Source organism: Bacteroides sp. M10 (assembly GCF_014334015.1).
Taxonomy (GTDB): domain Bacteria; phylum Bacteroidota; class Bacteroidia; order Bacteroidales; family Bacteroidaceae; genus Bacteroides; species Bacteroides intestinigallinarum.
On sequence record NZ_CP060488.1, the window covers coordinates 5,194,477 to 5,213,673 of the forward strand.

At 39.8% G+C, this 19,197-nt stretch carries 18 protein-coding genes and 1 pseudogene; 9 read left to right on the top strand and 10 right to left on the bottom strand.

From position 1 onward, the window contains the following. Positions 1–13: 13 nt before the first annotated feature. The 9 genes from H8796_RS19045 to H8796_RS19085 form a co-directional block, all read right to left on the bottom strand. Positions 14–1,150: a polysaccharide pyruvyl transferase family protein gene (locus H8796_RS19045; protein WP_187343858.1), complete on the bottom strand. Its 1,137-nt coding sequence runs from the start codon at positions 1,148–1,150 to the stop codon at positions 14–16. A gap of 7 nt (positions 1,151–1,157) precedes the next feature. Next, complete coding sequence (locus H8796_RS19050) at positions 1,158–2,126, bottom strand: Coenzyme F420 hydrogenase/dehydrogenase, beta subunit C-terminal domain (RefSeq protein ID WP_187343859.1); 969 nt, start codon at positions 2,124–2,126, stop codon at positions 1,158–1,160. Continuing rightward, the gene (locus tag H8796_RS19055) at positions 2,110–3,660 is read right to left on the bottom strand and encodes an oligosaccharide flippase family protein (protein WP_117971896.1); all 1,551 of its coding nucleotides are present in this window, start codon (positions 3,658–3,660) and stop codon (positions 2,110–2,112) included. Before H8796_RS19055 ends, H8796_RS19050 begins: the two co-directional genes overlap by 17 nt. Before the next feature lie 78 nt (positions 3,661–3,738). Continuing rightward, the gene (gene rfbB, locus H8796_RS19060; RefSeq protein WP_117971894.1) at positions 3,739–4,812 is read right to left on the bottom strand and encodes a dTDP-glucose 4,6-dehydratase; all 1,074 of its coding nucleotides are present in this window, start codon (positions 4,810–4,812) and stop codon (positions 3,739–3,741) included. 7 nt (positions 4,813–4,819) lie between these two features. After that, positions 4,820–5,686 (bottom strand): dTDP-4-dehydrorhamnose reductase, encoded by an 867-nt coding sequence (rfbD, locus tag H8796_RS19065; protein ID WP_117971893.1) that lies wholly within the window; start codon positions 5,684–5,686, stop codon positions 4,820–4,822. Between the two features lie 5 nt (positions 5,687–5,691). Next, entirely contained in the window at positions 5,692–6,261 is a 570-nt protein-coding gene (gene rfbC, locus H8796_RS19070) for a dTDP-4-dehydrorhamnose 3,5-epimerase (protein ID WP_087321251.1), read from the bottom strand. 49 nt (positions 6,262–6,310) lie between these two features. Beyond that, entirely contained in the window at positions 6,311–7,198 is an 888-nt protein-coding gene (gene rfbA / locus H8796_RS19075; RefSeq protein WP_004325813.1) for a glucose-1-phosphate thymidylyltransferase RfbA, read from the bottom strand. A 72-nt stretch (positions 7,199–7,270) separates the two neighbouring features. Next, positions 7,271–7,837, bottom strand: coding sequence for a UpxY family transcription antiterminator (locus H8796_RS19080; protein ID WP_187343860.1), 567 nt, complete (start codon positions 7,835–7,837; stop codon positions 7,271–7,273). 349 nt (positions 7,838–8,186) lie between these two features. Continuing rightward, complete coding sequence (locus H8796_RS19085; RefSeq protein ID WP_115484226.1) at positions 8,187–9,140, bottom strand: tyrosine-type DNA invertase cluster 3b; 954 nt, start codon at positions 9,138–9,140, stop codon at positions 8,187–8,189. Between the two features lie 128 nt (positions 9,141–9,268). Between H8796_RS19085 and H8796_RS19090 the strand changes: the two genes are divergently transcribed. From H8796_RS19090 to glyA, 8 genes and pseudogenes are all read left to right on the top strand, one after another. Further along, positions 9,269–9,679 (top strand): DUF4119 family protein, encoded by a 411-nt coding sequence (locus tag H8796_RS19090; RefSeq protein WP_115484227.1) that lies wholly within the window; start codon positions 9,269–9,271, stop codon positions 9,677–9,679. Positions 9,680–9,910: 231 nt separating this feature from the next. Then, positions 9,911–10,254 (top strand): annotated as a pseudogene (locus H8796_RS19095) (SH3 beta-barrel fold-containing protein). A gap of 23 nt (positions 10,255–10,277) precedes the next feature. Further along, positions 10,278–11,060 (top strand): DUF4373 domain-containing protein, encoded by a 783-nt coding sequence (locus H8796_RS19100; protein ID WP_117935604.1) that lies wholly within the window; start codon positions 10,278–10,280, stop codon positions 11,058–11,060. A gap of 112 nt (positions 11,061–11,172) precedes the next feature. Further along, complete coding sequence (gene pyrB, locus H8796_RS19105; protein ID WP_004318108.1) at positions 11,173–12,114, top strand: aspartate carbamoyltransferase; 942 nt, start codon at positions 11,173–11,175, stop codon at positions 12,112–12,114. Continuing rightward, on the top strand, positions 12,111–12,572 hold the full coding sequence (pyrI, locus tag H8796_RS19110) for an aspartate carbamoyltransferase regulatory subunit (RefSeq protein ID WP_032843517.1): 462 nt from the start codon (positions 12,111–12,113) through the stop codon (positions 12,570–12,572). The genes pyrB and pyrI overlap by 4 nt, the downstream gene beginning before the upstream one ends. Before the next feature lie 16 nt (positions 12,573–12,588). Then, positions 12,589–13,158 (top strand): flavin reductase family protein, encoded by a 570-nt coding sequence (locus tag H8796_RS19115; RefSeq protein ID WP_117935606.1) that lies wholly within the window; start codon positions 12,589–12,591, stop codon positions 13,156–13,158. A 16-nt stretch (positions 13,159–13,174) separates the two neighbouring features. Next, entirely contained in the window at positions 13,175–13,912 is a 738-nt protein-coding gene (locus H8796_RS19120) for a porin family protein (RefSeq protein ID WP_117935608.1), read from the top strand. A gap of 175 nt (positions 13,913–14,087) precedes the next feature. After that, positions 14,088–15,368 carry a serine hydroxymethyltransferase gene (gene glyA, locus H8796_RS19125; RefSeq protein WP_004295787.1) on the top strand — a complete coding sequence of 427 codons (1,281 nt, stop codon included), beginning with the start codon at positions 14,088–14,090 and terminating at the stop codon, positions 15,366–15,368. Positions 15,369–15,667: 299 nt separating this feature from the next. Here glyA and H8796_RS19130 read toward each other — a convergent pair whose 3' ends face one another. Next, positions 15,668–17,335, bottom strand: coding sequence for a formate--tetrahydrofolate ligase (locus tag H8796_RS19130; protein ID WP_004295785.1), 1,668 nt, complete (start codon positions 17,333–17,335; stop codon positions 15,668–15,670). A gap of 156 nt (positions 17,336–17,491) precedes the next feature. On the opposite strand from H8796_RS19130, the gene aspT reads away from it, so the two are divergent. Then, positions 17,492–19,186, top strand: coding sequence for an aspartate-alanine antiporter (aspT, locus tag H8796_RS19135; RefSeq protein ID WP_004308876.1), 1,695 nt, complete (start codon positions 17,492–17,494; stop codon positions 19,184–19,186). The last annotated feature ends 11 nt before the right edge of the window (positions 19,187–19,197 follow it).

Genomic DNA, 19,197 nt, shown 5'->3' on the forward strand with positions numbered 1-19,197 from the left:
ATATAGGCTAAAATTAGTCCAAGCTTTTATATTTTGTAACTATTCTCTCTACTATAGCATCTGCTTCCTTTTCACCGATATCATTTATCATGGCTGTACTATCATAAATGCCATTTGCTTCAAATGCTCCTTGAAATTTATAACTATATGCTAACCCAAACAATGGTACTCCTGTATACATAGCTGCAAAATTAGCATGCATACGTGTACCAATAAAAAACTTCATTTGAGATATAATAAACTTTATTTGGGGCGAAATCAAATCTTGATCAATAAGTATAATATTGCTCTTATCATGCAATTTAGAATAGACATCACGTGCAGCTTCCAAATCGTCATTTGCAACTTCTACTTTCTGATAATTATATGAATGAGGTATTAAATAAATCGCAATATTCTTCTGTTGGAAATAAACAATAAGTTTATTTATGAGATATGGATACGTAGAGAATTGCCCTGAAAGAGTTCTAAATTTATTGCTATAAGCCAATCCGCTTATATTAATACCTATTGCATTAGCCTTAATTTCAATGTTAAAAGGTTCCGGTTTCATATAGTATGACAAATCCCTCGTTTGTTCATACTTCAATCCCATTGCCTCCAAATCAGAAGCATATTTATCATCACGAACAAAAATTTGACTAGCGTAACAAAGTATACGGTCAGCTATAACTTTATTCTTGCTCTCTCTAAATGGTCCTAATGTTTGAGGAAGAATAATAACAGGAATATTAAATTTCATTGCTAAATTGATATCAGGCAACCGATTGAGAAAAGAGGTAGTATTATAAATATCTGAAAAGCCATCTCCTCCATTAATTGCAGCAACGTACTCGACTTGCTTTATCATTCGTCCTAAATTAGTAAAAGGTAAACAAACATGCAAATATTTAAACAACAAAGCTTCTACAAAAAAAACATTAACCGTTAAACATTCCCATTTCACACCTGCTATATCAATCTTTTGAATATTAGTTCCCCTATTTTTTGATTTAAAAAGATTTTTCACAAAACGAAAATTTAGAATTTTCGTCTCCTTTGATAACAATTCTCTCTCATTCAGAAAAGAAAGTGAGCCATAGCTTAAAGCTGCTGTTCCTCTATTATTATCTCTAAAATTAAGTCCTGAAATGATAATATATGGTTTCATTGTATTTTTATTTAACAATTTTATAAACAATTCGAATTATAAGCATATGAAATCTAAGCATGAATGGAGATAATGTCATGATTTTCTTATATAATATATTATTCCCCATTTTTGATAATATATTATTAAACTTTTTTTCTAGCGATGCTTTATCTTTGGCCATTATAGTATGTCCTTGAGCTTCTATATAGTCTTCCACAGAAGAATCTATTAGCCGCAATAACGACTTATTTTTCATTTCTTCAATAAAAGCTAATCCCTTCTCTGTATTGATTAAAAACATTGTATGACCTATTTTGTCACTAATTTTATATTTTCCCAACCAAGGATCTGCTAATGATACATCCGCCTTATAGCTAATATCTTCTTTGCACATGAGGCAACGTTTGGGACGGAATAATTTTGACTGATGCATTAATCTCCAAGGATTAGTATAATTATTTTTATATATTTTTTTACCATCAAACAATTCTATTTGTATCCCACTTGGCCACCCATTTCCCCTATATTGCATATTAATCACCTGACTTTTATCAATACCCATATACCGATAACAAAGCCATGTTCCCTCAAGAGTAGTTTGTCCTGAACAACAGAATGATATAATAAAATTATTAATATTATTCCTATCCAACACGGACCGTATTCCTTGAACTTGACAAGGCATACAAGTCACTATAATACCATTTTTAATACTCGATATATTCTCCTTTAAAAAAGAGAATATATCGATATCTTGATAAACACTACCACAGATATTTATTTCATTAAAGTCATATATCAATTTTGGAATATAGCCGCACTTTTCTTTATCATAAACAAAAGTCATAGAGGTATCATATTCAGACGTTGAAAGGAGATATTTAATGATAGATGTTCCTATACCGCCCGAAGATGCTTTATAACGAATCAGGTCATCTGTTGAATATCCGATATAATAAGCTAATGCTTTATTTATATTAGAATTTTCTTTCATATCTCTTATTAAATTTATTCTTGATATATGTTATAAAAAACGTGCGTTCATCCTTAGACATTCCACTAAAAAATATAAAGATACATGTAGCTACCAATGACACTAAGGAAAGTATTATAAAACGTTCTAATCCTTGCGTCATGAAACTAATTATAATATATGGAGATATCAATGAAAATATAGAAACCAATATAACCCTTACTATAACATCCTTAAAAAATATTCGTATAGACAACCCTATAATCCTATGTAGCATTATTAAACGAACAACAAGGCAAAGAATAGAAATAAAAATAGTTGCATAATAGCAATATGCTGGCTCAAATCCCATTTTAAAAAGACCATATGAAAGCGGAAATGCCATCAAAGCTAATCCTCCCACAATTATTTGGTAATTCCGTATGTTGCCAGTGGCTAACATTGCAGTAAATAAAGTATTTGAGAGAGATTGACATAACATATATATCAAAGATAACTGTACAAAAATAACTGTATATTTTGGTGTATTTTTCAGCCAACATGCAAGAATATATTCTGTTTCGAAAAGAATGGGTATTACCATAATCAACAAAAGATAAAAAGAATAACGCGAACCAGTCATTACAAGTTTCATCATATATTCTCTATTTCCAGATGCATAAGATTTTGTTATTTGCGGATTAAGTGCCATGACAAAATTGCTTACAAACTGATTTAAAGCATTATCAACTTGTGTCGTAATTCCTCTAGCCGCATTAACTGCTACACCAAAGAATATATTTAAAAGAATATTAATTCCATAGTTAGTCAAAACGACCGATGAGGACCCAATTATATTCCAGCCAGAGAATCCTAAAATTTGTTTATAATAAAAACGTTCTTTTACCAATTTGAATTTACATTCAATAAAATTTTTCGAACAATACACCCCATAAATCATACGAATAGCTAAAGAAACCAGCAACATTAAAGCTCCATATATTATCAACTTATCAAAAGTGGATAATATCAATAGATAAACGATGAGTAATTTCAGAATAGACTCTATTAAAGTGATATAAGCAAAAGCAGCCATCCGTTCATGTGCAATTATAGTTGAATTATATGGGATGCTAATAATATTAACAACAAATGTTATTAATGAAAACTGAAACACCCAGTTAGCAGCCGTTAATCTTGATATAGGGATATTCATTTGATTATTCAAAAAATATACACCTACGCTCTCTGCAAGTACGATTATTACGAGTGCTATAATTATATGTATTAATACAGCTGTCGAGAAAATCTCCTGACTATGATTTTCATCTTTTTTTCCTAATTCATATGTAATGAAGCGTTGTGTAGACGATGTTAATGTAGCACTAATTAAAGCGAACATTCCAACAAATCCACCTACAACATTATAAATTCCAAAATCATTTATACCTAGAACTTCTAAAATCACACGTGAAGTATACAAACTTATGGCCATTGTAATGAATGTCCGAATATAAAGAAGTAATGTATTCTTCGCTATACGTTTAGAATTATTTTGTGTAATATTTTCAGTCAAAATAAAAAATTATCCGTTAATTATTAATGTTTATAGAAAACTTTAATAATTCATTTTACCAATATAAAAATGCTCTTATTAAAGAGATTTATCATCTCTATCATTGTCTTTTTGATAATCACCACTTGTCACATTATCCATCCAGTTCTGATTATCCAAATACCATCTAACAGTTTTCTCTATCCCTTCTTCAAACTGTAAACTTGGTTCCCAACCTAATTCATTCTTTAATTTATTCGAATCAATTGCATAACGCAAATCATGTCCTTTACGGTCTGTTACATAAGTAATCAAATGATCTGAAGTACCCTCCGGATTACCTAACAAACGATCAACTGTCTTTATGATTACTTTTATAAGATCAATATTCGTCCATTCATTAAAACCACCAATATTATAGGTATCAGCCGTGTTTCCGTTATGGAAAATCAAATCTATCGCCCTAGCATGGTCAACAACATACAACCAATCTCTTACATTTTCTCCCTTACCATATACAGGCAAGGGTTTGCCCTGACGGATATTATTTATAAACAATGGAATCAGTTTCTCCGGAAACTGATAAGGACCATAATTATTGGAACAGTTTGTCACAATGGTAGGCATACCATAAGTATCATGAAAAGCCCTCACAAAATGATCGCTACCTGCCTTGCTAGCTGAATAAGGACTATGGGGCTGGTATTTAGTTTCTTCCGTAAAGAAGGTGCCATCGAATTCCAAAGCGCCATAAACCTCATCTGTAGAAATATGATAAAAACGCTTACCTTCGTAACATTCAGGAAGATATTCCCAACTCAACCGGGCAGCCTGTAATAAAGAAAGGGTACCGATGACATTAGTGTGAGCAAAAGCAAATGGATCCCTAATACTACGGTCTACATGACTTTCAGCGGCCAGGTGAATAACTCCATCAATACGATACTGCTTGAAAATTTCTAGCATTTTATCAAAGTCACAGATATCAGCCTTTACAAAGGTATAATTAGGCTGATTCTCAACATCTTTCAGGTTAACCAGATTACCGGCATAAGTCAGTTTATCCAGATTGATAATATGATATTCAGGATATTTATTGACGAACAAACGTACAACGTGTGATCCGATGAAGCCTGCTCCACCTGTAATCAGTATATTCCGTGCAAAATTCATGTCTATTTTAATAAGCTGATTGTTGTTTCAATTCATTTATACATTTCTGTAGAGAGTCCTTCCAGTAGGGAACAGTGATTCCAAAAGCAGATTTCACCTTTGTTTTATCCAGTACAGAAAAATGAGGACGCTTTACCTTACTGGGAAATTCATCGCTGTGGCAAGGTTGAATATCACACACATTGCCACTCAAGTCACAGATTTCCTTCGCAAAGTCATACCATGAACACACACCTTCATTACTAAAATGGTAGATGCCTTCTTTATAGAGTTGATTCTCCTCAATCACTTGATAGATAACAGATGCTAAATCTCCGGCATAAGTGGGAGTACCAACCTGATCAAAGACTACTTTCAGGGTATCTTTATCAGCTGTGAGTTGTCGCATCGTTTTTACGAAGTTCTTCCCATAAGGGGAATAAAGCCAGGCGGTACGAAAGATAAGATAATGACAGCCGGTCTCTTGTATGCTATGCTCACCGGCCAGCTTCGTTTTACCATACACACCCAAAGGATTAGTTTCCCAATCTTCCCGACAAGGGACATTTCTGTCTCCCTGAAAAACATAATCAGTAGAGACATGTATTAAGGTAGCATCAGCTTCTTTTGCTACAACAGCCAGATTCTCCACTGCCTTATTATTCAATAAATCAGCAGTCGCGAAATCGTCTTCCGCCTTGTCTACATTGGTATAGGCAGCACAATTAACGATGACATGAATTTGGTTGTCATTGACCATTTTACGGATAGAATCACGACTGGTTATATCCAACTCTGCCACATCGGTAAAAATATATTGGTTGGAGCTGGTTGACGACACACGGCGCATCTCATTACCAAGCTGACCGTTAGCTCCTGTCACTAGAATATTCATTGAGCTTAATACAGATTTTCGTTATAATCAAATAACCAGCCGGCTTCTTCCAGACGTTCGTGATGTTGGTCTTTCCCGGAAAGGATTATTTTATCAGCAGGAACCTTCCAGTCGATTTTCAATGCGGGATCATCCCAAGCCAGGGCACCTTCACATTGGGGAGCATAGAAGTTGTCACATTTATATTGAAAAATAACCTCTTCCGTCAGGACAACAAAGCCATGGGCGAATCCACGCGGAATAAAGAACTGACGATGGTTTTCTTCAGTCAATTCCACTGATACATGCTCTCCAAATGTTGGTGAGCCTTTACGAATATCGACAGCCACATCAAGGACAGAGCCTTTAATGACACGTACCAGTTTACTCTGGGCATAAGGTGGCTTCTGAAAATGAAGGCCACGTAAAACACCATAGCTGGATTTACTTTCATTATCCTGGACAAAATCTACCTTACGGACCTTTTCTGCAAATTCACGTTGAGAGAAAGATTCGAAAAAGTAACCACGGTCATCTTTAAAAAGGCGGGGTTCAATGATGACAACGCCCTCGATAGCAGTTTTGATTATTTCCACTGTGATTAGTGTTTGTTAGTTATTTAAATTACCGGAAAGAAATATGGCATTATTCCAGTCCCAGTTCATTTATTACTTTTAAAAGGTACTGGCCATATTGGTTCTTTAGCATGGGCTTGGCCAGTTCACGCATTTTATCCGCTGTTATCCAGCCATGACGCAGGGCAATACCTTCAAGACACGCGACTTTCAATCCCTGACGCTTTTCAATCACTTCAATAAAAGTACTGGCTTCGGAAAGAGAATCGTGCGTGCCGGTATCAAGCCAGGCAAAGCCACGGCCTAATAGTTGGACCTTTAATTGGTGGTCATTGAGAAATTCCTGATTAACGGTAGTGATTTCTAACTCTCCACGGGGAGAGGGTTGTATATGTTTGGCTACATCCACCACTTTATTGGGGTAGAAATAGAGTCCCACTACAGCGTAGTTAGATTTTGGATTTGTAGGTTTCTCTTCGATGCTCAAAACATTTCCATCCTTGTCAAAGTCAGCAACTCCATAACGTTCGGGATCGGCAACCCAATAACCGAATACGGTTGCTTTCTGCTCCTCCTCGACTGTACGGACAGCCTCCTGCAACATGCGGGTAAAGCTTTGGCCATAGAAGATATTATCACCTAATACCAGGCAGACGGAATCATTCCCGATGAAGTCTTCACCGATAATAAAGGCTTGTGCCAGACCGTCCGGAGAGGGTTGTTCGGCATACTCAAACCGTACTCCATAGTCGGAGCCATCGCCTAAAAGACGTTTGAAGCCCGGAAGATCATAAGGAGTGGAAATAATCAGGATCTCACGGATTCCAGCCAACATAAGGACTGAAATCGGATAATAAATCATGGGCTTGTCAAAGACAGGAAGCAACTGCTTACTCACTCCTTTGGTGATAGGATACAGACGAGTGCCTGAACCACCGGCTAAAACGATTCCTTTCATAAAAACTTATTTCAATTTTAGAAAATAAGTAAGCTGTTTTGAGATGGACACAAAGTAGCTTTTATTCTGTGTTTATTTAAACAGTTCCACATACCCTCTCGGCATATCCGCACAAGCACACCCCAGCATATTTAACCGGACAGCAATCTTACTCCTGCCATCCACCATAACAAGCTCTCCTACAAGACCAGTCAAGGGACCTTTAATGACACGCACTTTTTCACCACGTGCCAAAGGAGCACTATTCATACAGATTGCCTCTTCGGAATAGTCGAGCATAAAACGGAAACGGGCCATTTGTTCATCAGGAATGATAGTCGGACTGCTCTCACCGCGCATTACCATATAACGACTAACGGTAGAAAAGGAAAGAACCTCTTTGCGTTCCTTAGGATCAGCATGTACAAAAACCATCATGGGAAGCAACACGGATTCAACCACTTTACGGCGGTCACTCCATTGATGGACTTCTTGCTGGACCGGTACAAAATTTTCAATCCCCATTTTGTCTAAACGTTCGGCTACCTTCTTCTCATGATGCATACGAACCAGAGCGACATACCAGCGTTTAGAGTGTGCTACGCCTTCCCCTGTCCCAATTTTAGGCCCAGCACTTAAAGTTTCTTTCGTTAGAATCATACTTTTTTACCCCTTAAGTTTCCGTTACTTCTTAGGTAACGGAAATTATAGAGTACTGGACACCTACCACAAAAAGAAGAAGAAATACGTACGAACAAGGGAGTTTAGATACATTTTGCCTGATATACAGAGATATTTGAAAAGTATAGGCAGTCGAATTCATAGAACATGAAATAGGAATGTTTCATGTCCCGATACATTTTTACTGTATATTTAAATAAAAAGAGAAAAAAAAGGAATTTTGCTTGTATGTTATTAACAAATTTGTCTATATTTGCACCGAATAATTTCCGTTACCTAAGAAGTAACAGAAACATTTCGCCCTTGATTTCTAATACTTTATCGTCAATTATCTACCTAAACGATAGTTTCTAATGTAAGATAAATTCCCTTTATTTACCTCTGTACGTTCTCTTAGCTCAAAACCTTTTAAATAGATTTGTGTGGTTTTTATAGATTTATGTCCCAATGATTCACTAATCATTTCAATTGGCACTCCACGATACTTGGCTGTCGTTGCCCAGGAATGGCGAAGTGTGTAAGAAGAAACGGGAGAATTCAAACGTAGAGCTCTCGCCAAATCCTTCAAACGATTATTGAATCTCCGAAGAGCCGACTGATATTCACGGTATGCCCTTTCATCCTTCCGTTTCTTGTTACCGCAAAGTATATCGAACAGATAGTCAGGACAATCAGGAATGGGTTCCTGATTATTCCGGAGTTGATTAATCATTCCCCTGGCAGTATCAAGCACTTCCACGCTCATGGGAGTTTTCGTCTTGATTCGATTATAACGTAATACACTCTGATCTAAAGCAGATTTTTCCAGATGAGCTAAATCAGCAAATGACATTCCACCAAACTGGAACATCAGGGCGGCAATAGTTTGTGTACGACGTAAACGCTCCGATTTGGGATCTTCATACAGAAGTTTATGCAATTCACCGGCAGGCAAAGCTTTCTTTTGTCGGACATCCACGCCTGTATAAACATCATGAAATAATCGGGGAACATAAGGGGCACTACCCGCTTCCACTCCCCGATTGTAAATACTACGAAGCATACGCATATACGTAGAAATCGTATTGGGCTTCAAACCACACTCATAAAGATACTGACCATAACGTCGTAAACGTTCTTTGGTGACCTGTCTGAACGACATATTCAACGTACCGCAAAACTTACTGAAAGAATAAAGGGCATTCTTATAGACGTGCGCAGTAGAATAGCGCCCCTCCTTTCGTAAACGATTGATGTAGTTCTCACCACATCGACTAAATCCATTTTTATTCATCATTTGCATCACTAGTTATTTTATATATATACTATTTGGCAAGCGACAAAAGAACAAATCTTTTTGCACGTTTAATTCCGCTTTCCAGATATTATTTTCTAATTAACATTCATTAATATTGCAAAAATTAATTAATTATGAGCAGTAAAAAAACTAAAAAAGGTAGTAAAAGCGACAAAGCAAAAAGAAATGTTCAAACAGTGGGAAAAGCCCCCGGAAGACATTCAAAGGAAGAAATCATCAGTGAAGAAGAGCTGGATAACAGAATAGCAATCGATGGAGATATCCGCCTTTATCTCACCATGTATTTAAAAATCTTTATCGATGGACATTTCCGCCATCCCAAGAAAAAAAAGTTGATAAATATGGCCCAATATATCTATGACCAAAAAGTATTATACATTCACAAACACGATGGCTATAAGTTGATGGAATTTAGCAGTATACATGCTGAATTGGCGGCATTGAAAAAGCCTGTCGAAGAAGAATACATGAAAGAGAAAGAGGAAAAAAGGAAACAGGCTGAAAAGGTCAAAAGCAAGTACTAAGAAAAAAATAATGGGACAGTTGAAATATAAGGCTTACCTTCGCCGCCGTTTTCAACCGGTCGAAAAACAAAAAGTATTTCTCTTGAAAAAATAGTGACGGTATACTATTGTTATAGTGTCACTATAATGAGAGGATAGTAACGCTATGACAACAACATACCGTCACTATCCATAAAGGGGAGATTTACACTTAAACAGAAATTTATTTTTCAAAATTAAAAACAGAAAAAAATGAGACAAAAAATCAGGAAGAGCAAGTTAGAAATTTGCAAATTAGTATGGAAAAACGTATTACTGCTGAAAAGGGAATTTCGGATAAATGTGCGGAGAGAATTGTACAAGAGTGCATTAAACTAATAGAACACATGTTGTATGGGAATGTAATGATAGCTTTTCACAAGCAGGATGGTACGTTCTGCTTGGAAAGAGGAACGCTGGTGGGATATGAAAAATTCTTTCATAGAGAATTCAATATCACAGCAAAACAAGAGTCTATCGTGTATTGGAGTGAAGAACAAAAAGGATGGAGAAGATTTATGATCGGGAACCTGATGGAGTGGAGAGCTATTGTATAAATCAGATTAAAATATATTTAACAATGAATATGATTAACAAAGGGATACCTTATTTCCCGACACCGGCAAACTTCTTTGACGAAGAAGTGATGGAACTATTAGAAGCTAAATTTGGAGTGTTAGCTTCTTACATTGTCATGCGATTGCTTTGTAAAATATATAAAGAGGGATATTATATCTCTTGGGGAAAGGAACAAAACCTGATTTTTGTCCGCAAAGTAGGCGGCGGGATTAAAGAGGATATGATGGAAAAGATTGTCGATCTGTTATTGGAGAAAGGATTTTTCCATAAGGAAACCTACGAAAAATACGGCATACTCACTTCGGAACAGATTCAAAGGGTGTGGTTCGAAGCCACTACACGAAGGAAAATAGATTTCTCCCAACTACCTTATTTATTAGAGACCAAGAAGAAAAAAGGGATGCAAAAAGAAGAGTTGAACGCGGAAAATGCAGACATTTTTGAAACTCAAGAGGAGGTGAGTCAAGAAAATGCAGACATTTCCCGACAAACTAAACTAAAGGAAACTAAACTAAATCATGAAGAAGAAGAAGAAACCAACGTTGTTTCGATTGAAATTCCGGGGTATGCCTACAATCTGGCTACACACAACATAGCAGGATTGATGGAGAGCCTGGACAACCATAAAGTGACTGACCAGAAAGAGAAACAGACGATTCTCCGGCTATCGGACTATGGCAGGAAAGGGACCCAGGTGTGGAAACTGCTCTCCAATACGGCCTGGAGCAAAATCGGAGCACCGGGGAAATATATCATTGCAGCGTTAGCCAGCGGACGGAAATAAACCGACTGATTAAAAGCTGATAAAAAAGGTACGAAAAATCTGTGCTTTTCACAAATTCTTCGTACCTTTACGCTCCGGTAAAACAAGTTCTATCCACATAAAAGATAACAAAATGGAAAACAGAAGTTTAGTAACCATTGCCGAACATTCTAAAGAAAAAATCCTCTACATGCTCGAAATGGCGAAGCAGTTTGAAATGAACCCCAATCGCCGGTTATTACAAGGAAAGGTTGTAGCAACCCTGTTCTTTGAACCTTCCACTCGTACCCGCTTGAGTTTTGAAACAGCTGCCAACCGTCTCGGTGCACGAGTAATCGGATTCTCTGACCCCAAAGCTACCAGCTCTTCGAAAGGGGAAACACTTAAAGACACGATCATGATGGTGAGCAACTATGCAGATATTATCGTCATGCGGCATCATCTCGAAGGAGCTGCACGGTATGCCAGCGAAGTAGCTCCGGTGCCCATTGTCAACGCAGGTGACGGAGCCAACCAGCACCCGTCGCAAACGATGCTCGACCTCTACTCTATCTACAAGACACAAGGAACGCTGGAAAATCTGAACATTTTCCTGGTGGGTGACTTGAAATACGGTCGCACTGTACATTCATTGCTGATGGCGATGCGACACTTTAATCCGACTTTCCATTTCATCGCTCCCGAAGAGCTGAAAATGCCGGAAGAATACAAACTTTACTGTAAAACTCACCAAATAAAATACGTTGAACATACGGACTTTACCGAAGAGATTATCGCTGACGCCGATATTCTGTACATGACCCGTGTGCAACGCGAACGTTTCACCGACCTGATGGAATATGAACGGGTGAAGAATGTATATATTCTCCGTAACAAAATGCTGGAGAACACACGTCCGAACCTGCGTATCCTGCACCCGCTTCCCCGTGTCAACGAAATTGCTTATGATGTGGATGACAACCCGAAAGCATATTATTTCCAACAGGCACAAAACGGTCTGTATGCCCGCGAAGCAATCCTTTGCGATGTATTAGGTATCACATTAGATGACGTTAAAAACGATATTTTATTATGAGCGAAAATAAACAAGAATTGCAAGTAGCTGCCCTGAAAAACGGGACAGTGATTGACCATATCCCATCCGAAAAGCTCTTTACCGTAGTGCAATTGCTCGGTGTGGAACAGATGACTAGCAATATCACTATCGGATTCAACCTCGACAGCAAGAAGCTGGGTAAAAAAGGGATCATCAAGATTGCAGATAAATTCTTCTGCGACGAAGAGATTAACCGTATTTCAGTAGTTGCCCCGCACGTTAAGCTGAATATCATCCGCGATTACGAAGTAGTGGAAAAGAAAGAGGTGAAAATGCCGGATGAACTTCGTGGCATCGTGAAATGTGCCAATCCGAAATGTATCACCAACAACGAACCGATGGCCACTATCTTTCATGTGATAGATAAGGATAACTGTATCGTAAAATGCCATTATTGCGAGAAAGAGCAGAAACGTGAAGAGATTACAATCCTCTGAATAAACGTATAGGCCTATGAAACAGGACTGGAAACCAGGAACGATGATCTATCCGCTGCCGGCTGTACTGGTCAGCTGCGGAAAAGAAGAAAGCGAATATAATATTATCACAGTAGCATGGACGGGTACGATTTGTACAAACCCGCCCATGTGTTATATATCCGTACGTCCGGAACGCCATTCTTATGACATTATCAAAAAAAACATGGAGTTTGTCATCAACCTGACAACGAAAGATATGGCTTTTGCCACCGACTGGTGCGGAGTTCGTTCGGGACGTGATTATCATAAATTTGATGAGATGAAGCTGACACCCGGACAGTGTACGGTGGTCAGTGCTCCGTTGATTGAAGAATCTCCCCTTTGCATTGAATGCCGTGTGAAAGAAATCATCTCCCTCGGCTCACACGATATGTTTATCGCCGACGTGGTAAATGTGCGTGCGGACGACCGGAACCTGAATCCTGAAACCGGAAAGCTGGAACTGGCAGAAGCCAATCCGCTGGTATATGTGCATGGAGGATATTATAATCTGGGAGAGAAAATCGGTAAGTTCGGTTGGAGTGTAGAAAAGAAGAAATCATAAAAAGTGCGATATTGCCATGAATATGCTGCGTAAATTCATCCTTCCCGGTTTGTTAGCCATAGCCTGCACGGCTGTCGGCCAGAACTATAACGCAGAAAAAGTAGACCGCCCCAATACAAAAAAAATAAATATCGGTATCAAGGCGGGATTCAACTCTTCCATGTTCATGGTGTCTGAACTGAAAATTAAGGATGTGACTATCGATGAGGTGCAGAATAACTACAAGATAGGTTATTTTGGCGCTCTCTTTATGCGTATCAACATGAAGAAGCATTTCATTCAGCCGGAAGTATCCTATAATGTAAGCAAATGTGAGATCACTTTTGATAAGCTCGGTTCACAGCATCCTGCCATCGAACCTGATTATGCTTCGGTGCAATCGGTGTTGCACAGTGTGGATTTCCCCATTCTATACGGCTATAATGTGGTGAAAAAAGGGCCTTACGGAATGTCTATCTTCGTAGGCCCCAAACTTCGCTACTTATGGGGAAAACACAATGAAATCACTTTTAAGAATTTTGACCAGAAAGGGATTCATGAAAGGCTGTATCCGTTCAATGTCAGTGCAGTGATCGGCGTAGGCGTCAACATCTCCCGTATCTTTTTCGATTTCCGCTACGAGCAAGGCATCGGAAATATCTCCAAGTCCATCATTTACGACAATATCAATTCCGACGGCAGCACGGGAGTGAGCAACATTATTTTCCGTCGCCGTGACAGCGCGTTAAGTTTTTCGCTGGGATTCATCCTTTGATAAATTGAGAGTTGAAAATTGAGAATTGAAAAATAAAGAGTGGCGGTTCAAAGGGTTGAATGTTTAAAGATTGTCAATTGTCAGGGGGCAATTGTCAATTATCCTTTGATTTCATTAACTTTGTGCGCTTAAAATAGGTATCTCGAATTAGAAATTTAATCTTACTTATAAAAGAATGAAAAGAGACGACATCATTTTCGACATTATCGAAAAAGAGCATCAACGTCAGTTGAAAGGAATCGAGCTTATTGCATCAGAAAATTTTGTGAGTGACCAGGTTATGCAGGCAATGGGTTCTTGCCTGACTAACAAGTACGCAGAAGGTTATCCCGGCAAACGTTACTACGGAGGTTGCGAAGTAGTAGACCAAAGCGAACAAATCGCTATCGATCGCCTGAAAGAAATTTTTGGCGCTGAATGGGCAAACGTACAGCCACACTCGGGAGCACAAGCTAATGCTGCTGTTTTCCTAGCAGTTCTGAATCCGGGCGACAAATTCATGGGACTAAATCTTGCACACGGCGGACACCTTTCTCATGGCTCACTGGTAAACACTTCCGGTATCATCTATACTCCTTGCGAATATAACCTGAATCAGGAAACTGGACGCGTTGACTACGATCAGATGGAAGAAGTCGCTCTGCGCGAGAAACCGAAAATGATTATCGGTGGTGGTTCTGCATACTCTCGTGAATGGGATTACAAACGTATGCGTGAAATCGCTGACAAAGTAGGCGCTATCCTGATGATCGACATGGCTCACCCTGCCGGTCTGATCGCTGCCGGAGTGCTCGAAAACCCGGTTAAATATGCACATATCGTCACTTCTACTACACATAAAACACTTCGCGGACCTCGTGGTGGTGTCATCATGATGGGTAAGGATTTCCCCAATCCGTGGGGTAAGACCACTCCGAAAGGTGAGATCAAGATGATGTCTCAATTACTGGATTCTGCCGTATTCCCAGGGGTTCAAGGTGGACCGTTGGAACATGTAATTGCTGCTAAAGCAGTTGCTTTCGGTGAAATCCTGCAACCTGAATTTAAGGAATATGCTAAACAAGTACAAAAGAACGCTGCTGTACTTGCACAGGCTTTGATTGACCGTGGCTTTACTATCGTTTCCGGTGGTACAGACAACCACTCTATGTTGGTCGACCTGCGTAGCAAATATCCTGAACTGACAGGTAAAGTGGCAGAAAAAGCATTGGTTTCTGCTGATATTACCGTTAACAAGAACATGGTTCCGTTTGACAGCCGTTCGGCTTTCCAGACTTCCGGTATCCGTTTAGGTACTCCTGCCATCACTACCCGTGGTGCAAAAGAAGACTTGATGCTCGAAATTGCTGAAATGATCGAGACTGTATTGTCTAACGTAGAAAATGAGGAAGTTATTGCACAAGTACGTGCACGTGTCAATGAGACAATGAAGAAATATCCTCTTTTTGCTTATTAAAAAACGATTTTAAAGCTAATAGCTTCAAGCTGTTATCAGCTTTATCTCTTATTTATAAGGTCTGCTCTTTGTGAAAGGAGCAGGCTTTTTTTATTTATTAACGGTCCCGCCCGAACCATCTGTCCGGATTTTCGTTTTTCTTACTATAAAAGAAATATATGATGTCATATATCACTCATAGCAAGGACGAATTCAACCGTACAGTGTGCAAGAAGAGAAAACGGAAGCACACTGGACTCTATATACAGTCATCCCCGTCTTTCCACATTTTATTTCATAGGGAAAGACGGGGATTTATTTTAGCTCAATCCTTCTATTTCTCCATCCACAATATCGATGTGCAATGCTTGCGGCTCCTTGGGTAATCCCGGCATACGAAGAATTTCTCCGGCAATGGCTACAATCATTTCAGCTCCGTTATTGATAACAATATCTTTAATATGAAACTCGAAGTTGTTTACCGCACCATAAATCTTCGGATCGGCAGAAAATGAATATTGTGTTTTCGCAATACAAACCGGATAATGAGTAATTCCCATTTTCTCGATCAGTTTGATACGGTTGCGGGCAATACTGCTATAAGTAATAACGCTGGCTCCATAAATATTAGTGGCTACCTTTTCGATCTTCTGCTGTATGCTATCTTCTTCTTTATAAGTGTAGCGTAAAGATTCGGACGGATTATTCTCTATGGTATCTACCACCAGACGGGCCATATCTACTGCTCCCTCTCCTCCTTCACTGAACGCATTGTTGATGGCGAAGCCCACTCCCAACTGTTCGCAATGTTCGCGCAACAATTCCATTTCTTCATCCGTATCGGATGCAAACTTATTGAAAGCTACGATGATGGTCTGACCGAATGAGCGAAGGTTACGAACGTGTTTGTCGAGATTACGCAATCCTTCTTTCAAGCCTTCCATATTCGGCTCTTTGATACGGTCGAGACTGACACCTCCGTGCATCTTTAATCCTTGTGCCGTAGCGACAATCACAGTGAGACGCGGTTGGAGTCCGCTCTTGCGGCATTTGATATTGTAGAACTTCTCTGCACCAAGATCGGCACCGAATCCGGCTTCCGTAATTACATAATCGCCGAAAGACATTGCCAGTTTAGTGGCCAGAATAGAGTTACAACCATGTGCGATATTAGCAAACGGACCGCCATGTACAAAAGCAGCGGTTCCTTCGGTAGTCTGCACTAAATTAGGATGGATAGCATCTTTCAATAACACGGTGATGGCTCCTGCCACTCCCAAATCTTTCACGGTGAAAGGTTGGTCGTCATACGTAAAACCCAACAGGATGTTTTCAATACGGCGACGCAGATCACTCACATCTTTAGAAAGGCAAAGAATTGCCATAATTTCCGAAGCAGGAGTAATATCGAAACCGGACTCCTGGGTAATCCCGTTGGATTTAGGTCCGAGACCGACAACGATGCTGCGCAACGAACGATCGTTCACATCGAGCACTCTCCGCCAAAGGATTTCTTTCAATCCGAAACCTTTTGCCTGGTTCTGATAGAGATAATTATCGAGCAGGGCGGAAATCATGTTATGGGCAGAAGTGATGGCATGAAAATCTCCGGTAAAATGGAGATTAATTTTGTCCATCGGAAGCACTTGTGCATATCCTCCACCGGCTGCTCCTCCCTTCATTCCGAAACATGGACCGAGCGACGGCTCGCGAAGAGCGACAATCGCATTTTTTCCAATTTTATTCAATCCCAGAGCGAGACCGATAGATACTGTAGTTTTGCCAATGCCCGCTTTGGTTGCTGTGATAGCAGTGACCAGAATGAGATTGCTTTTCTTCACTTTCTCTTCATCAATCAGTTGTTCGGGGATCTTTGCAATGTAGCGGCCATAATTCTCCACTTCCTCGCGAGGGATTCCGATGCCTTCGGCAACTTGCTTAATCTTCTTCAGCTCAATGCTGCGAGCAATTTCTATGTCTGATTTCATACAGAATATGATTAGTTTTATTTTTGAAGGAACAAAAGTATAACAAAAAAGCGAAATAGAGAAATTTAAAGTTCACCGGATATTTATCATAACACAACAAACTCTTTTCACGCGATAACTGTTGTAAATAGCATAACCTAAAACAACAACTTAATTATGGAATGGATTATTAATCAACTAAGGGTACATCCTGAACTTGCTATTTTCCTTACGCTCTTTGCCGGGTTCTGGCTTGGCAGACTCAAAATAGGGAAATTCTCCTTGGGGACAGTCACCAGCGTTCTTCTGGTCGGAGTATTGGTCGGACAACTGAATATCACTGTAGATGGTCCGATGAAAGCTGTGTTCTTTCTGCTTTTCTTATTTGCCGTTGGCTATAAGGTAGGTCCGCAGTTTTTCCGCGGATTGAAGAAAGACGGTCTGCCACAAGTGGGATTTGCCGTACTGATGTGTATTGTCAGTCTGGTAGCCCCGTGGATACTGGCCAAAATCATGGGATATCATGTAGGAGAAGCTGCCGGACTGTTGGCAGGCTCACAAACAATATCCGCCGTTATCGGCGTGGCAAGCGATACAATCAACCAGCTGGGAATCAGCGATGCACAGAAAGCCACGTTCATCAATGCAATCCCGGTAGCGTATGCCGTAACTTATATTTTCGGAACGGCCGGTTCGGCGTGGATTCTAGCCTCTCTCGGCCCTAAAATGCTGGGTGGACTGGATAAGGTGAAGGCCGACTGCAAGGAACTGGAGGCTCAAATGGGAACATCGGAAGCTGATGAACCCGGATTTTCCCCGGCTCTTCGTCCGGTTGTGTTCCGTGCTTATAAAATCACCAATGAATGGTTTGGCAAAGGAAAAAAAGTCAGTGAACTCGAAGCTTATCTATGTAAAAATGATAAACGGCTGTTTGTAGAACGGATTCGTCAAAAAAGAGTGGTGAAGGAAGTAGATCCGAACCTGATTCTTCATAAGAATGACGAAGTGGTACTTAGCGGACGCCGTGAATTTGTGATTGGAGAAGAAGACTGGATCGGTCCGGAAGTGATTGATGCACAATTACTCGACTTCCCGGCAGAAACTCTTCCTGTAATGGTGACCCACCGGACTTTTGCCGGAGAAACGGTTTCCAAAATCAGGGCGCAGAAGTTTATGCACGGGGTTAGCATCCGGAATATCAAACGTGCCGGAATCAATGTTCCGGTATTGCCTAAAACAATCGTAGATTCGGGAGATATTCTCGAACTTACCGGTCTTAAACATGAAGTGGAAAGTGCTGCCAAACAAATGGGCTATATTGACCGGCCTACCAACCAGACGGATATGATCTTCGTTGGATTGGGTATTTTGCTCGGTGGTCTTTTCGGTGCACTGGCTATTCATCTGGGAGGTGTTCCTATCAGTCTTTCTACCAGTGGCGGCGCATTGATAGCCGGACTTCTATTCGGTTGGCTACGCAGCAAGCATCCTACTTTCGGAGGTATCCCCGAACCTTCTTTATGGGTATTGAATAATGTAGGACTGAATATGTTTATCGCAGTGGTCGGTATCGCTGCAGGTCCCAGTTTCATTGCCGGATTCAAGGAAGTAGGCGTCAGCCTGTTTATCGTCGGTGCATTAGCAACGGCCATCCCTCTCCTCGCCGGATTGCTGATGGCGAGATACTTGTTCAAATTCCACCCTGCCCTGTCATTGGGATGTACGGCAGGAGCACGTACTACAACAGCTGCATTGGGAGCTATTCAGGATGCAGTGGAAAGCGACACACCGGCATTAGGATATACGGTGACGTATGCAGTCGGCAATACGCTCCTGATTATCTGGGGAGTCGTCATCGTACTACTTATGTAAAACTAACTAAA